At 72.9% G+C, this 15,286-nt stretch carries 14 protein-coding genes; 9 read left to right on the top strand and 5 right to left on the bottom strand.

Translation table 11 applies throughout. The features are described 5' to 3' along the window. The 8 genes from AB0H81_RS38535 to AB0H81_RS38500 all read left to right on the top strand — a co-directional run. On the top strand, positions 1–830 hold an 830-nt coding region (locus AB0H81_RS38535; protein WP_358385348.1), incomplete at its 5' end, for a 2-oxo acid dehydrogenase subunit E2. Between the two features lie 301 nt (positions 831–1,131). After that, the gene (locus AB0H81_RS38530; RefSeq protein ID WP_358385346.1) at positions 1,132–2,025 is read left to right on the top strand and encodes a TIGR01777 family oxidoreductase; all 894 of its coding nucleotides are present in this window, start codon (positions 1,132–1,134) and stop codon (positions 2,023–2,025) included. 125 nt (positions 2,026–2,150) lie between these two features. Continuing rightward, positions 2,151–2,888, top strand: coding sequence for a peptidase E (locus AB0H81_RS38525; RefSeq protein ID WP_358385343.1), 738 nt, complete (start codon positions 2,151–2,153; stop codon positions 2,886–2,888). A gap of 38 nt (positions 2,889–2,926) precedes the next feature. Continuing rightward, entirely contained in the window at positions 2,927–3,622 is a 696-nt protein-coding gene (lipB, locus tag AB0H81_RS38520) for a lipoyl(octanoyl) transferase LipB (protein WP_358385341.1), read from the top strand. 58 nt (positions 3,623–3,680) lie between these two features. Further along, positions 3,681–4,652, top strand: coding sequence for a hypothetical protein (locus tag AB0H81_RS38515; protein WP_358385339.1), 972 nt, complete (start codon positions 3,681–3,683; stop codon positions 4,650–4,652). 62 nt (positions 4,653–4,714) lie between these two features. Next, a complete protein-coding gene (lipA, locus tag AB0H81_RS38510; protein WP_358385336.1) occupies positions 4,715–5,644 on the top strand; it encodes a lipoyl synthase in 930 nt (309 codons plus the stop codon). A 144-nt stretch (positions 5,645–5,788) separates the two neighbouring features. Beyond that, complete coding sequence (locus AB0H81_RS38505) at positions 5,789–6,469, top strand: DUF4191 domain-containing protein (RefSeq protein ID WP_358385333.1); 681 nt, start codon at positions 5,789–5,791, stop codon at positions 6,467–6,469. Then, positions 6,470–7,234, top strand: a complete 765-nt coding sequence (locus AB0H81_RS38500; protein WP_358385331.1) for a class I SAM-dependent methyltransferase — start codon at positions 6,470–6,472, stop codon at positions 7,232–7,234. It begins immediately after the preceding gene. Between the two features lie 172 nt (positions 7,235–7,406). Here the strand turns inward: AB0H81_RS38500 and AB0H81_RS38495 are convergent, their stop codons facing one another. After that, positions 7,407–7,868, bottom strand: a complete 462-nt coding sequence (locus tag AB0H81_RS38495) for an RDD family protein (RefSeq protein WP_358385328.1) — start codon at positions 7,866–7,868, stop codon at positions 7,407–7,409. 163 nt (positions 7,869–8,031) lie between these two features. Here AB0H81_RS38495 and glnA point away from each other — a divergent pair, with 163 nt between their 5' ends. Next, entirely contained in the window at positions 8,032–9,456 is a 1,425-nt protein-coding gene (glnA, locus tag AB0H81_RS38490) for a type I glutamate--ammonia ligase (protein ID WP_358385325.1), read from the top strand. Positions 9,457–9,677: 221 nt separating this feature from the next. On the opposite strand, the gene AB0H81_RS38485 is transcribed toward glnA, so the two are convergent. From AB0H81_RS38485 to AB0H81_RS38470, 4 genes are all read right to left on the bottom strand, one after another. Next, positions 9,678–10,550, bottom strand: coding sequence for an NmrA/HSCARG family protein (locus AB0H81_RS38485; protein ID WP_358385322.1), 873 nt, complete (start codon positions 10,548–10,550; stop codon positions 9,678–9,680). Positions 10,551–10,664: 114 nt separating this feature from the next. Further along, positions 10,665–11,432, bottom strand: a complete 768-nt coding sequence (locus AB0H81_RS38480) for an aminoglycoside phosphotransferase family protein (protein WP_358385319.1) — start codon at positions 11,430–11,432, stop codon at positions 10,665–10,667. 9 nt (positions 11,433–11,441) lie between these two features. Next, positions 11,442–12,461, bottom strand: a complete 1,020-nt coding sequence (locus AB0H81_RS38475; protein WP_358385317.1) for a hypothetical protein — start codon at positions 12,459–12,461, stop codon at positions 11,442–11,444. A 66-nt stretch (positions 12,462–12,527) separates the two neighbouring features. After that, a partial coding sequence (locus tag AB0H81_RS38470; protein WP_358385314.1) for a bifunctional [glutamine synthetase] adenylyltransferase/[glutamine synthetase]-adenylyl-L-tyrosine phosphorylase occupies positions 12,528–15,286 on the bottom strand: 2,759 nt, incomplete at its 5' end.

Genomic DNA, 15,286 nt, shown 5'->3' with positions numbered 1-15,286 from the left:
CCGCGGCCCAGCCGGCCGCCGCCGCGGCTCCGGCGCCCGCCGCTCAGGCCCCGGCGGCGCAGGCCACGGTCAGCGCGGCTCCCGAGCCGGTCGAGGTGGACACCACCCTGCGCGGCCGCACCGAGAAGATGTCGCGCCTGCGGCAGACCATGTCCAAGCGCCTGGTCGAGTCGCTGCAGACGGCGGCCCAGCTCACCACGGTCGTCGAGGTCGACGTCACGAAGATCGCCCGGCTGCGTGACCAGGCCAAGGCGGACTTCCTGCGCCGCGAGGGCGTGAAGCTGTCGTTCATGCCGTTCTTCGAAATGGCCGCGATCGAGGCGCTCAAGCAGCACCCGAAGCTCAACGCGACGATCAACAACGAGACCATGGAGGTCACGTACTTCGACGTCGAGCACCTGGGCATCGCGGTCGACACCGAGCGCGGGCTGATCGCCGCGGTCATCAAGAACGCCGGTGACCTCAACCTCGCCGGGCTGGCCCGCAAGACGGCCGACCTGGCCGAGCGCACCCGCGCCAACAAGGTGACGCCCGACGAGATCACCGGCGGCACGTTCACGCTGACCAACACCGGCAGCCGCGGCGCCCTGTTCGACACGCCGATCCTCAACCAGCCGCAGGTCGGCATGCTGGGCACCGGCGCCGTCGTCAAGCGTCCCGTGGTGGTCGACACGCCGGAGGGCGAGGTCATCGCGGTCCGCTCGATGGTGTACCTGGCGCTGACGTACGACCACCGCCTGGTCGACGGCGCCGACGCGGCGCGCTTCCTCACGACGGTCAAGCGCCGCCTCGAGGAAGGTCGCTTCGAGGCCCAGCTCGGTCTGGCCTGATCTTTCGGTGAAGGCCCGGACGGATCCTCTCCGTCCGGGCCCTTCTTTGTTGTGGGGTTACGGCACGGCCAAGCCGGCCGCCACCCGCCGTACGGGGCTGAGGGCCTCCAGGAAGACGGCCTCTGACCGGATGGTGGCGGGCCGCCGTGACGACCCACTCTTGCCCGTCACCGTGGTCAAGCCGGCCCCCCGAAGACGGCCACACTCTCCGGCCAGGAGGACGCACTCTGCTCGGGGAAGCCCGTGCGCGTCCCCGGCGTGCTCCCCCGCGGGCCGCGGGGCCGCGGCGTAGGCTGGGCTGGTGGCGATCATCATGACCGGGGCGTCCGGGCTGCTGGGGAGTGCGCTGGCCGGGGCTCTGCGTGAGCGTGGCGACCGGGTCGTCGCGCTGGTGCGCCGCCCGCCCCAGGGGGTCGACGAGAGGTTCTGGGACCCCGCCGCGGGCGTGCTGGACCCCTCCGCCCTGGAGGACGCCACCGCGGTGGTCCACCTGGCCGGGGCGCCCGTCGGCGACCGGCGCTGGAGCCCCTTCTACAAGCGCGAGCTGATCGCCAGCCGCATCGTGGGCACCCGCACCCTGGTGCGGGCCCTGGGAGAGCTGTCACGGCCGCCTGAGGCGCTGCTGTCGGCGTCCGGGGTGGACTTCTACGGCGACACGGGCGACCGGCCCATCGACGAGAGCGCGGGCCAGGGCGAGGGGTTCCTGGCGGAGCTGTGCGGGCGCTGGGAGCGGGAGGCCCGGGAGGCCGAGCCGCTGGGGGTGCGGACCGCGCAGCTGCGTACCGGCATCGCGCTGAGCCGGCGGGGCGGCGCGCTCGGCCGGATGCTGCCGATCTTCAGGGCGGGGCTGGGGGCGCCGCTCGGCTCGGGCCGGCAGTACTGGTCGTGGATCTCCGAGACCGACTGGGTGGGGGCGGTCCTGCACGTGCTGGACCATCCGGAGGTGTCGGGCCCGGTCAACCTCGGCTCGCCCGGGCCGGTCACCAACGAGGAGTTCACCCGGACGCTGGGCAAGGCGCTGCGCAAGGGCACGGTGCCGATGCCGGTGCCGGCGTTCGCGCTGAGCCTGGGGATCGGCGAGTTCGCGCGGGAGGCGCTGCTGCCCAGTCATCGGCTCGTGCCGCGCAAGCTGGAGGACACCGGGTACGGCTTCGCCCATACCCGTCTCGACGAGGCGCTGCGCGCCGTACTCTAAGGTGCTGTTCGTCCCTCACCAGCGGATCGGCGCGAGCGGCCGGCGCCGGAGGATCGGCGCGGGCGGGCCCGGAGCCGCCGATGGGGGACCATCGGACGCGTGAACCGGATCGGGGAGGCACCGGCATGAGCAGGTCAGGGCAGTCGCACATTCTTGCCATCGGCGGCGGATCGTTCGTTCCCACCGAACGTCACGGCTTCCTGCAGGCGAGCCCCCTGCTGCGCTACGCCCTCGACCTGACCGGCCAGGACCGGCCGCGCCTCGGGCTGCTGGCCACCGCGACGGGCGACGACTCCGACTGGCTGCTGAAGATGTACGGGGCGTTCGCCGGGTGGGACGTCGAGGTCAGCCACCTGACCGTCTTCCCGATGCCCAACGTCGCCGACCCGCGCGCGTGGATCCTGGAGCAGGACGTGATCTACGTCAGCGGCGGCAGCGTGGCCAACCTGATGGCGCTGTGGCGCCTGCACGGCCTGGACGAGGCGTTCGCGGAGGCGTGGCGGGCCGGGGTGGTGCTGTCCGGGCAGAGCGCGGGCGCGCTGTGCTGGCACGTCGGCGGCAACACCGACTCCTTCGGCCCCGAGCTGCGGGTGTGGGCCGACGGGCTGGGCCTGCTCCCCTACGCGTGCGGGGTCCACTACGACTCCGACCCGCAGCGGCGCACGCTGCTCCAGGCGTCGGTCGCCAGTGGCGAGCTGCCCGGGGGCTACGCCGCCGACGAGGGCGTGGGGCTGCACTACGTGGGCACCGAGTTCATCCAGGCGGTCAGCACGCGGCCCGGCGGCTATGCCTACCGGGTCGAGCACGACGGCGACGGCGGCGTGAAGGAGTTCAGGATCGAGCCGCGCCTGCTGACCTCCTGAATTACCCTTCAAGGGTGACGGAACGGCACAATGGACCCATGCGCCCCAGGCACGGGGTCGATGATCCCCTCGCGCTCGCCATCGTCCGCCTCGGTGTCGACGTCCCCTACGAGCAGGCTTGGGCGCTCCAGCGCCGGGTGCACGGCAAACGGGTCGCCGGCGAGCTGACCGACACGGTGCTCCTGCTGGAGCACGCGCCCGTTTACACGGCCGGCCGCCGCGCCGCTCCGCACGAACGCCCGGCCGACGGCACGCCGGTGATCGACGTCGACCGGGGCGGGCGCGTCACCTGGCACGGGCCGGGCCAGCTCGTCGCGTACCCGATCGTGGCCGTCAGCGACGTGACGACGTACATCTGCCGCCTCGAGGAGGCGATGATCCAGATCTGCGCGGACTTCGGGGTGATCGCGCGCCGGGTGAGCGGGCGGGCCGGCATCTGGGCGTCGGGCGATCCCGGCCTCGGGCTGCCCGACCGGCAGATCGGCGCGGTGGGCATCCGGGTGACGCGCGGCGTCACCATGCACGGGTTCGCCCTGAACTGCGCCAACGACCCGCGCTGGTTCAACCGGATCCTGCCGTGCGGCATCCCCGACGTGGGGGTCACGTCGCTGTCGGCGGAGACGGGGCGGCGGATCGTGGTGGACGAGGTCCTGCCGATCGCCGAGAAGCGGCTGGCGGACTCCCTCGGCATGCAGCCGTTCGACCTGCACGAAGAGGATCTTCTGCGGAGGTAGCGGCCTCGGCGCTGCGAAGGGGATGGCCGGGGACGGGACGGGCGTCTACGCTCAGGCCGTGAAACGGCTGATCGCTCTTCTCCTCGCGCTCCTCGTGCACGCCCTCACCCTCGCCTTCGTCGTGACCGGGGTGTGGATCGCCGCCGTCAACGCCGAGATGCTCTTCGGCTGGCTGGTGGGCGGTGTGCTGGTGGCGCTCGGCTGGATGCTGCGCCCCCGGCTGGGCGGGGGGCTGCCGGCCGACGCCGAGGTTCTCGGCCGCGAGGCCGCCGGGGAGCTGTACGGCCTCGCCGAGCGGGTGGCGGACCGGGCCGGTGTGCCGCGCCCGCGCGAGGTGGCGGTGCGCGACCTCGACCCGGTCTCCCGTCTCCTGCGCGTCGGCCCGCTCCGCAGGCCCGTGCTCGTGGTGGGGCTGCCGCTGTGGCTGGCCCTGTCGCCCCGGCAGCGGGCGGCGGCGCTGGCCCTCGCCTACGCGGAGGCGCCCACGGTCGAGGAGCTGATCGTGGACGGCGCGCTGGCCACACTGGGCGAATGGCACGAGGCTCTGCTGGGGGCGGCCCCGCTGGAGGTGCGGCACGAGGCGCAGACGAAGGTGCTCGCCTCCTCGCTCGGCGGCCTCGACCACCCGGGCACCGCGTACGAGGCGGCCGGGCTGCTCGGCCGGCTCGTCGGCCGGGTGCTGGGCGGCCCGGTGCTGGTGCTGGAGAAGGGGCTGACCCGGCTGGCCCGGGCGGACGCGGACCGGGCAAGGCTGCGGCGGGATGAGCTGACGCGGCGGGTCGTTCCGGCGGGCGACGTGGAGGAGGTGCGCGGGCTGCTGGCGAGCGGCCGGTACCTGGCGCCGATGCAGGCGGCGGCGCTGCGCGGGGAGAGCGTCCCGGCCATCCGGGAGAGGGCGCTGGCACGGGCGTCCCTGCCGTCCACGGACTCCGGCTCGCAGCTTCTCGGCGCCGCCGAGTCCCACCGGATCGACGACGAGCTGCTGCGGCACTACACCCGGGCGATCCGCGGGTTCGGCCTGATCAGCTAGCGCGGCCCCGCGTGCGGCCACCCTCGCATGAGCCAGGTCCCGGCGAGACGTAAGCTGGGCTGGTGACCGTTGCTCCTGAAGGCCGAAAGCTCCTCCGCCTGGAGGTGCGCAACGCCGAGACCCCTATCGAGCGCAAGCCCCCGTGGATCAAGACCAAGCTGAAGACGGGCCCCGAATACACCGAGCTGAAATCGCTCGTGCGCCGGGAGGGCCTGCACACGGTCTGCGAAGAGGCGGGCTGCCCCAACATCTACGAGTGCTGGGAGGACCGCGAGGCGACGTTCCTCATCGGCGGCGACCAGTGCACGCGCCGCTGCGACTTCTGCCAGATCGACACGGGCAAGCCCAAGGAGTACGACCGGGACGAGCCGCGCCGCGTGGCCGAGTCGGTCCAGCAGATGGGCCTGCGCTACGCCACGGTGACCGGCGTGGCCCGTGACGACCTGCCCGACGGCGGCGCCTGGCTGTACGCCGAGACCGCCCGGCAGATCCACTCCCTGCTGCCCGGTTGCGGCGTCGAGCTGCTCGTGCCCGACTTCAACGGCAACCGTGAGCAGCTGGAGGAGGTCTTCTCCAGCAAGCCGGAGGTGTTCGCGCACAACGTCGAGACGGTGCCGCGCATCTTCAAGCGCATCCGGCCGGCGTTCCGCTACGAGCGCTCCCTGGCGGTGATCACCATGGCGCGCGAGGCGGGCCTGGTGACCAAGTCCAACCTGATCCTGGGCATGGGCGAGACGCGCGAGGAGGTCGTCGAGGCCATGCGCGACCTGCACGCGGCCGGCACCGACCTGCTCACCGTCACCCAGTACCTCCGCCCGACGCCCCGCCACCACCCGGTGGAGCGGTGGGTCAAGCCGGAGGAGTTCGTGGAGCTGCAGGCCGAGGCCGAGGCGATCGGCTTCGCCGGCGTGCTGTCCGGACCGCTGGTGCGCTCGTCGTACCGCGCGGGCCGGCTCTACCAGCAGGCGATCGCCGCCCGGCAGAGCGCCTGACACACGCGGTGCCCGCGGCGTCCCCGGCCCGGGGCCGTCCGAGGCGTGCCGTTCTTCGCGGCGTCCCCGGTCCGGGGGCGCCGCGTCCCGGCCGGTTAGGTCACGTTTTCCTTTCACGACCGGTTGGTTTGTATCCTTGCGAACATGGCGAAGTCCGTGGACCCAGAGAAGCCGGGGCGCATCAAGCAGCTCCGCATGATCGCGCAGGTCATCCAGCAGGCCAACCCCAAGGGGTTGCCGATCGTCTTCCTTTCCGCGATCGGCACGCTCGCTGTGGTCGTCGTGATCGGCCTGGTCACGGGCTTCCTGTGGTACTCGGTGTTCCTCGGCGTGCTGCTGGGCCTCACCGTGGGCCTGGTCGTCTTCGGCCAGCTCGCCCAGCGCGCCCAGTACTCGATCCTGCACGGCCAGACCGGCGCGGGCGCGGCGGTGCTCCAGGGCATGCGCGGCAACTGGCAGGTCACCCCGGCCATCGCGGTCAACCGCGACCAGGACCTCGTGCACATGGTGGTCGGCTTCCCCGGCGTGGTGCTGGTGTCGGAAGGCCCGGGCAACCGGGTGGCGCGGATGCTGGCCGCCGAGAAGAAGCGGGTCGCGCGGGTGGTGCTGGGCGTCGAGATCTACGACATCCAGTGCGGTGACGGCGAGGGCCAGGTGCCGCTGGCGAAGCTGCAGCGCCACATCATGAAGCTGCCGCGCAACCTCAAGAAGCCCGCGGTCAACGAGGTCAAGGACCGCCTGCGGTCGCTGCCGAAGAACGTCCCCATGCCCAAGGGCCCGATGCCCAAGGGCGTGCGGATGCCGCGCGGCCCCAAGATGCGCTAGATGCCCTCCTCCTCGTCGCGGGCCAATCGCGGCTGGTGGGACGGCAACGCCGACGACTACCAGGTCGAGCACGGCGACTTCCTGCGCGACGCCGGGTTCGTCTGGTGCCCCGAGGGTCTCGACGAGGCCGAGGCCGGGCTGCTGGGCGAGGTGCGCGGGCGGCGGGTGCTGGAGATCGGCTGCGGCGCCGCCCAGTGCGCGCGCTGGCTGGTGACGCGCGGGGCCGAGGTGGCCGCCTTCGACTTGTCGCACCGGCAGCTTCGCCATGCCCAGCGCATCGACCTGGAGACCGGGGTGCGGGTGCCGGTGGTCCAGGCCGACGCCGAGGCGCTGCCCTTCGCCGACCGGTCGTTCGACGTGGCGTGCTCGGCGTTCGGGGCGCTGCCGTTCGTGGCCGACCCGCTGGCGGTGTTGCGGGAGGTGGGCCGGGTGCTGCGGCCCGGCGGGCGGTTCGTGTTCTCGGTGAGCCACCCGATCCGGTGGGCGTTCCCGGACGATCCGGGGCCGCGCGGGCTGACCTCCGACCGGTCGTACTTCGACCGCACGCCGTACGTGGAGCGCGACGAGGACGGCACGCTCACGTACGCGGAGCACCATCGCACGATGGGCGACTGGGTGGGCCTCGTCGTGGCGGCCGGGCTGCGCGTGACCGGGCTGCTGGAGCCGGAGTGGCCGGAGGGCCACGAGCGGGTGTGGGGCGGCTGGAGCCCGCTGCGCGGCCGGCACATCCCGGGCACCGCGATCTTCAGCACCGAGCGGCCCTGACCGCGCTCAGGCCCCGTGGTGGCGGGCGGCCATGGTGTGGAAGACCTTCGTGGGCTCCCGGCGGATCCCGTCGAGCGGCTCGGTGAGACAGCGCACCTGCTCCCCCCACCAGGTAGCGGGGCCCCGCTCGGCGAACAGGCGCAGCGCGACCTCGGCGAACCGGTCGCGTCTCCTACATGCGGACGACCACGGTGTTCGACACCCGGTCGTGCACCCCGCGATGGTCACGGTCGAAGATCAGCGCCGGCACGGCGAGCGCGAGCAGCGCCGTGCGCACCAGCACGGGCACCAGCCGCGGGTCGCCGCCGTCCATGGCGGCCACCCTGATGCCGGCCAGCCGGTGACCGAACGTCTGCCCCATGAAGGCCACCAGCACGAGGTACTGCACCGCGAACACCGCCACCGGCACCCACGGCGACTCGACGGGGTCGACCCGGAGCAGCAGCTGCGTGATCGCCCAGGTGCAGATCATCCAGTCGATGACCAGCGCCGCGATGCGCCGGCCCCACCCGGCGACCGACCCGCTGCCCTCCTCGGGCAGGCCCAGCCGCTCCCCCGGATAGCCGAGATCGACGCCCGCCGCCCTTACACCGCCCAGCCAGGTCTGCGTCCAGCGGGGCTCGTTGCCGCTCATGCCCTCAACGGTATCCGGCGCGGGCCCCGGTCGCTCACCCGGAGCGGCGGACACCCCCCCGGCCGGCCTCGCCCCTTAACACATGCGAAACAATCGGGACACCGTTCGGAAACGGCCACGACCTAGCGTCGGCTGATAGTCAGTCCCCAGGGAGGTTTCGAGAGTGTTCAACTCCGCCGACGACGTCCTGAAGTTCATCAGCGACGAAGGGGTGCAGTTCGTCGATGTCAGGTTCACCGACCTGCCGGGGACGACGCACCACTTCACCTTCCCGGTCGAGAACTTCGACGCCAAAGTCTTCACCGACGGACTCATGTTCGACGGTTCGTCCATTCGCGGCTTCCAGGCCATCCACGAGTCGGACATGCTGCTGCTGCCGGACCCGTCCAGCGCCGTGCTCGACCCGTTCCGCCAGCACAAGACGCTCAACCTCAACTTCTTCGTGCACGACCCGCTGACGGGCGAGGCCTACAGCCGCGACCCGCGCAACGTCGCCCGCAAGGCGGAGGAGTACCTCAAGGGCACCGGCATCGCCGACACGGTCTACTTCGGCCCCGAGGCTGAGTTCTACATCTTCGACGACGTCCGCTTCGAGACGCGGCAGAACGCCGGCTACTACTACATCGACTCCATCGAGGGCGCCTGGAACACCGGCAAGGCCACCGAGGGCGGCAACCTCGGCTACAAGCCGCGCTACAAGGGCGGATACTTCCCCGTCCCGCCGATGGACCACTTCACCGACCTGCGCTCCGAGATGGTCCGCAACCTCATCGAATGCGGCATCGACGTCGAGATGCAGCACCACGAGGTGGGCACCGCCGGCCAGGCCGAGATCGACTTCAAGTTCGGCACGCTGCTGAAGACGGCCGACAACCTCATGCTCTACAAGTACGTGATCAAGAGCACGGCCCTGGAGTTCGGCCACACGGTCACGTTCATGCCCAAGCCCATCTTCGGCGACAACGGCTCCGGCATGCACTGCCACCAGTCGCTGTGGAAGGACGGCTCGCCGCTGTTCTACGACGAGGTCGGCTACGCGGGGCTGTCCGACACGGCCCGGTACTACATCGGCGGCCTGCTCAGGCACGCGCCGTCGCTGCTGGCCTTCACCAACCCGACGGTCAACTCCTACCACCGCCTGGTGCCCGGCTACGAGGCCCCGGTCAACCTCGTCTACAGCCAGCGCAACCGCTCCGCCTGCGTCCGCATCCCGATCACCGGCTCCAACCCGAAGGCCAAGCGCATCGAGTTCCGGGTGCCCGACCCGTCGTGCAACCCGTACTTCGCGTTCTCCGCCATGCTCATGGCCGGCCTCGACGGCATCCGCAACAAGATCGAGCCGCCGGAGCCGGTCGACAAGGACCTCTACGAGCTCCCGCCGGAGGAGGCCCGCCAGGTGCCCCAGGTGCCGGGCTCCCTGCCCGAGGTGCTCGCCGCCCTGGAGGCCGACCACGACTACCTCCTGGAGGGCGGCGTGTTCACGCCCGATCTCATCGAGACCTGGGTGGCGTACAAGCGGGAGTTCGAGGTCGACCCGATCCGCCTGCGTCCGCACCCGCACGAGTTCGAGCTGTACTACGACGTGTGACCGGTGGCCGCGCGGTGACTTGCACGGTCATCGCGCGGTGCCGCGAGGTCGCATCGCGCGGTCGAGGCGGCGCTACGCTGACCGGCACCACCAGGGATGGTGGTCGCGTCCGCAAGGGCCATCGGCCGTCCCGCTGAGGGGCACGGTCGATGGCCTTTCTCATGCGGCCACTCTCATGCGGCCACGCGGGACGAACGCCGGGGCCAGGAGGTCCCGCCTGCCTAGCCCTTGAGGACCTTCTCCCAGTCGACGGTCGCGGCCCAGTCGGCGTAGGTGTGCCAGCGCACCGACGGGTAGGCGGCGCGCAGGGCGGCCGTGTCGACGAAGTCGGTGTTGCGCTCGAAGTTGTCGAACATGTCCGCCACCTCGTCGCCCGCCCACTGCCGGACCATGTCGAGGGGCAGCCGCCGGTACGGGATCTCGCGGCCGATCACCTCGCTGAGGATGCGGACGGCCTCCTCTCCCGTGACGCGGTCGGAGGCGATGTCGACGCGCCTGCCGGTCATCTCGGCGGGATTCTCGACCGCGTAAACGGCCAGGCCGGCGATGTCGAGGACCGTCACCTGGTCCAGCTCCTTGCCGGGCGACAGCGGGTTGGCCAGGACGCCGTCGCCGAGGCCGCTGAAGCCGAGGTTGAGGGCGTTCTCCATGAAGTAGACGGGGCCGAGGACGGTCGCGGGTACCTGCCGTTCGCGCAGGTACGCCTCGACGAGTTGCTTGCTGTCGGCGTGGTCGACGCCGGTGGCTTCCAGGCGGTCGCCGCCGCGTACGGAGGAGTAGACGAGGTGGGCGCCGGCGCGTTCGGCGGCGTCCACGATGCGCCGCCCCTGGGCGACCTCCTCGTCCCTGCCGCCCTCGCCGAACGGCACGGACAGCCCGAAGACGGCGTCCACGCCGGTCGCGGCCCGCTGGAGCGCGCCGGCGTCGGCCAGGTCGCCCGGGGCGAGCCGCGCGCCCGCGGCGGACAGCTCCTGGGCGGCGGGTGAGTCCTCCGCGCGGACGTAGGCGACCACCTCGTGCCCGTGCTCGAGGAGCAGCCGGGCGACCGCTCCGCCCTGCTTGCCGGTGGCGCCGATGACGAGAACCTCGGACATGGCGATGCCTTCCTGTAATTGTGTAATCAGAGAGAGGCGCGCAAGACGATCGAAGGACGCGCGCTGAGCCGAGATTCTCCGGCCTCAACCGCGGTTGAGGTCAAGCGCCGGGAGCTACCGGTAGGAGGCGAGGCCGGCCTCCACGGCGGAGGCGTCGCCCTCCGCAAGGCCGTACACCGCCTCCTGGAGGGCGAACGCCGCCGCGTACGCGTCGGCCCGGGCGGCCAGGTCGGGGAAGGCCGCGGCCAGCCGCTCGCGTATGCCGGGCACGAGCGAGACCGACAGGGCGGCGAGGTCCACGGCGGGATCGCCGGGGCCGGCCGCCTCCCATTCGAGGACTCCGGCCACCGCTCCCCCGCTGATCAGGACGTTGGCGCCACCGAGATCCCCGTGGACGAAGCGCGTGGGCGCGGACTCGGCCGTTTCGAGCGCCCGCATCGTGTCGGCCACCGCGCGGCGGGCCTGCTCCGCGCCGAGGAGCGGGACCACGAGCCGCCGTACGTCATCGACCAGCTCGCGCCATTCCTCCCGCCATCCGGGCTCGGCCGGCGGGCCGAGCGGGACGGAGGCGAGCCGCTCCAGCAGGCCGGTCAGCGCGGCGAGATCCGGCTCCCGCCCGGGCGCCAGAGGCTCGCCACGCACGAGCCGCATGACGAGGCAGCCGTCGCGCACCTCCACCATCTCCGGCGCCGGGATGCCGTGCGCGCGCACCAGTCTCATCCGCTCCGCGAGGGAAGCAAGGTCGGCCGGGCGGCGCGGGAAGCGCCACGCCAGGCCGGCGGCGTCGTCCAGCACCACGTCGGCGGACTCGCCCGTGCGCAGCCGCAGGGCGTCCACCGGGCTCCCGATCATGCGGGCGTACCGGGCCAGAAGGGCGTGCACGGGTCGAGGCTAGCGGCGGGAGCGGATGCCGGTGAGGCGGCGCAGGACGTCCCACCAGAACGGCGCGCCGAACAGCAGCGCCACGTACGTGATGAGGTAGCCGGGCCAGTGGCTGAGCGTGGTGAGCCGGTCCCACCAGGTGGCGCCGTTCCAGTGGAGGGCCGGGTCGCCCTCCTCGGGGATCGACAGGCTGACGAGGGCGTGGTCGAAGACCTTGACCAGGGCGGGCTGGCTGAGGGTGTCGGTGATGCAGGGCACCGGGTTGGCGTTCTCGCAGCGGGCCTTGAGCTCGCCGTAGGCGTCGGGCCCGGACTCGGCCACGGCCGTCACGGAGGCGCGGAAGGCGTTGTCGCGCAGCAGCGTCTTGGCGTACTCCAGCCCGTCCATGGTGAACACCAGCGTCACCATCAGGCCGAGCGCGGCCACGACCCACTTGACGTAACGCCGGTACAGCATCGACAGCCGCTGCATCTCACCGTCGAACCACGTCTCGACCCCGGCCCGGAAGCGCTCCATGTCGCGCTGGGCACTCTCCCACACGCCCTTGAGGTGCCCGTGGAGGGGGCTGCCCATCGCCTTGAGCTTGTCCAGCAGCCCCTCGACGCCGCCGTCCTCGGCCGCCGCGAGCTCCATCAGGGCGGTGGCGAACCGGCCCGGCGGCAGGTTGGCGATGCTGGTGCGGCCCTGCTTGGGGTGGTCGATCTCGCGTACCCGCTGGTAGAGGAGATTGATCATGGCGTCCTCGGCCTTGGTCTCCTTGGGCGGCAGCTCGCCGGCCTCGGGCGGCGCGGGTTGATCGCTGTGCCGGGGACGCGGGTCGCGGGTGAACGGCAGCACGGCGAACACCTCGCGCACGCTGGCGGGCAGCCAGCTCCTGCCGTCCTTGTCGCTGCCGTCCATGGTGTCGCGCAGGTACGCCCACAGGAACTTGCTGCGGATGGCGAGCAGCCGGACGAACGCCTCGTTCAGCCCGCTGACGAGCAGCGACAGCAGCAGGAACGACAGCACGAGACCTAAGGCCAGATCCACGTAAAGCGACAGCAAAGTGATCACCCCGCGCCTTGCATACACCCCACGGGCGGGGGACGCAACGGTTCAGGAGCCGTAGAAGACGCGTTCCACGACCTGGCGGGCGCGGCGGGTGACGCGGCGGTAGTCGTCGAGGAAGTCCTCGGAGCCGTCGGGCGGATAGCCGAGCGTGCGGGCCAGCCGCATCCGCTCGCGGGCGTCGGCGGGCACGCTGTCGCCGGGCCGTCCCTTGACCAGCATGATCGCGTCGCGGATGCGGGAGGCGTACTGCCAGGCCTCGGCCAGCACCTCCTCGTCAGGCGCCCGCAGCAGCCCCTCGGCGACGGCCGCGCGCAACGCCTCCAGGGTGCGGGTGGTGCGCAGGGACGTGAGCGTCCCGGCGTGGCGGAGCTGGAGGAGCTGCGCCACCCACTCGACGTCGGACAGGCCGCCGGGGCCGAGCTTGGTGTGCAGCGCGGGGTCGGCGCCGCGTGGCAGCCGCTCGGCCTCCATCCGGGCCTTCAGACGCCGGATCTCGCGTACGGACTCCTCGCGCAGGCCGCCGGCCGGGTAGCGCAGTTCGTCGGCCATCGCGCGGAACTCCGCGCCCAGCCCGGCGTCGCCGGCGGAGAAGCGGGCCCGCAGCAGCGCCTGAGCCTCCCACGGCGACGACCAGCGCGCGTAGTAGGCCCGGTAGGAGGCGAGGGTGCGCACCAGCGGGCCCTGCCGGCCCTCGGGCCGCAGGTCGGGGTCGATGAGCAGCGGCGGGTCGGGGGCGGGCAGGCTGAGCAGGCGGCGCAGCTCGTTGGCGACGGCGAACGCGGCGTCGGTGGCCCCCCGCTCGTCCGCGCCGGGGTGCGGGTCGTGGACGAACATGACGTCGGCGTCGCTGGCGTACGACGACTCCATGCCGCCGAGCCGGCCCATGGCGATGAGGGCGAAGCGGGTGGGCGGCGGGGCGCCCCGGTCGGCGCTCACCTTGGCGACCGCGGCGTCCAGCGCGGCCTGGAGCGTCACGTCGTTGAGCGTGGACAGCGCCACCCCGACGTCCTCGATCCCGGCCAGGCCGAACAGGTCGGCGACGGCCGTGCGGAACAGCTCCCTGCGCCGCAGCGCCCGTACGGCGGCCACGGCGCCGGCCGGGTCGGCGGCGTACCGGGTCACCGCCGCGGACGCCTCCCCCCGCAGCGCCTCGGGGGCGCGCAGCGCGAGGTCCTCGTCGGAGCCGAGCAGCGCCACGGCGTCGGGGGCGTGCATGAGCAGCGTGGTGGCGTAGCGGCTGGCGCCGAGCACGCGGGCCATGCGGGAGGCCACGGCGGTCTCGTCGCGCAGCAGCCGCAGGTACCACGGCGTGGCCCCGAGTTTGTCGCTGACCTGCCGGAAGCCGAGCAGCCCGCCGTCGGGGTCGGGCGTGTCGGCGAACCAGCCGAGCATGACCGGCAGCAGGGTGCGCTGGATGGCCGCGCGCCGCGACACGCCGGAGGTGAGGGCGGCGATGTGGCGCAGCGCGCCGTCGGGGTCGACGTAGCCGAGGGCCCGCAGCCGCGCGGAGGCCGCCGCGGTGGACAGCCGGGCCTCGGTGTCGGGCAGCCGGGCGACGGCCTGGAGCAGCGGCCGGTAGAACAGCTTCTCGTGCAGCCGCCTGGCCTCGCGCGCGTGGCGGCGCCAGCGGGCGGTGAACTCCCCCACCGGGTCGGTCTGCATGCCGAGCGCGCGGCCCAGGCGGCGCAGGTCGGCAGGGTCGGTGGGCAGCACGTGGGTGCGCCGCATCCGGTGGAGCTGGAGCAGGTGCTCGACCTGGCGCAGGAACGTGTACGCCTCGGCCAGGCCGCGCGAGTCGTCGCGGCCCACGTATCCGCCCCGCGACAGCGCGGCGAGCGCCGGGAGGGTGGCGCGGCGGCGCAGCAGCGGGTCGAGCCGGCCGTGCACGAGCTGGAGGAGCTGCACCGCGAACTCGATGTCGCGCAGCCCGCCCGGTCCCAGCTTGATCTGCCGCTCCCCCTCGGCGCGCACGTGCTCCTCGACGCGGCGGCGCATCGCCTGCACGTCCTCGACGAAGCGCTCGCGGGTGGCGGCCGACCAGACCAGCTCGTCGACGGCCTCGGCGTAGGCGGCGCCGAGCTCCATGTCGCCGGCGACGGGGCGGGCCTTGAGCAGGGCCTGGAACTCCCAGGTCTTGGCCCAGCGGCCGTAGTAGGCGAGGTGGCTGGCCAGGGTGCGCACGAGCGGCCCGTTGCGGCCCTCGGGGCGCAGACCGGCGTCGACCTCCCACAGCGCGCCCTCGGGGGTGGCGGCCGAGCAGACCCGCATCATGGCCTGGGCCAGCCGGGTGGCGGCGCGCAGCGCCTTGGTCTCGTCGGCGCCCTCACGCGGCTCGGCCACGAAGACCACGTCGACGTCGCTGATGTAGTTGAGCTCGCGGGCGCCGGCCTTGCCCATGCCGATGACCGCGAGCCGTACGTCGTCGGCCTCGACCTGGGTCCGGGCGATGGCGAGGGCCGCCTCCAGGGCGGCGCCGGCGAGGTCGGACAGCTCGGCGGTCACCTCGCTCAGCGAGGCGCGGCCGGTGAGGTCGCGTGCGGCCAGGCCGAGCAGCCGCCCCCGGTAGGCGACGCGCAACGCGACCAGCGGGTCCTCCCGGCGCGGGGCGGAGCCGACCTGGGACGGCGGGTCGTCGGGGCGCTGGGGTGAACCGGCCGGCGACTGCGGCTGGGCGGAGCCGGCGCGGGGCAGTGGGTCGCCGGGGTCGGCGCCCACGGCGCGCAGCAGCGCCGAGCTGGGCCCCGAGAAGTACGCCGAGGTGGGCACCAGCAAGGAGCCCGGGACCGTGCTGCTCACGGTCAGCG

This window comes from Nonomuraea sp. NPDC050691, assembly GCF_040654455.1.
In the GTDB taxonomy this organism is placed as follows: Bacteria; Actinomycetota; Actinomycetes; order Streptosporangiales; family Streptosporangiaceae; genus Nonomuraea.
This window is presented reverse-complemented; position numbering and strand designations above follow the sequence as displayed.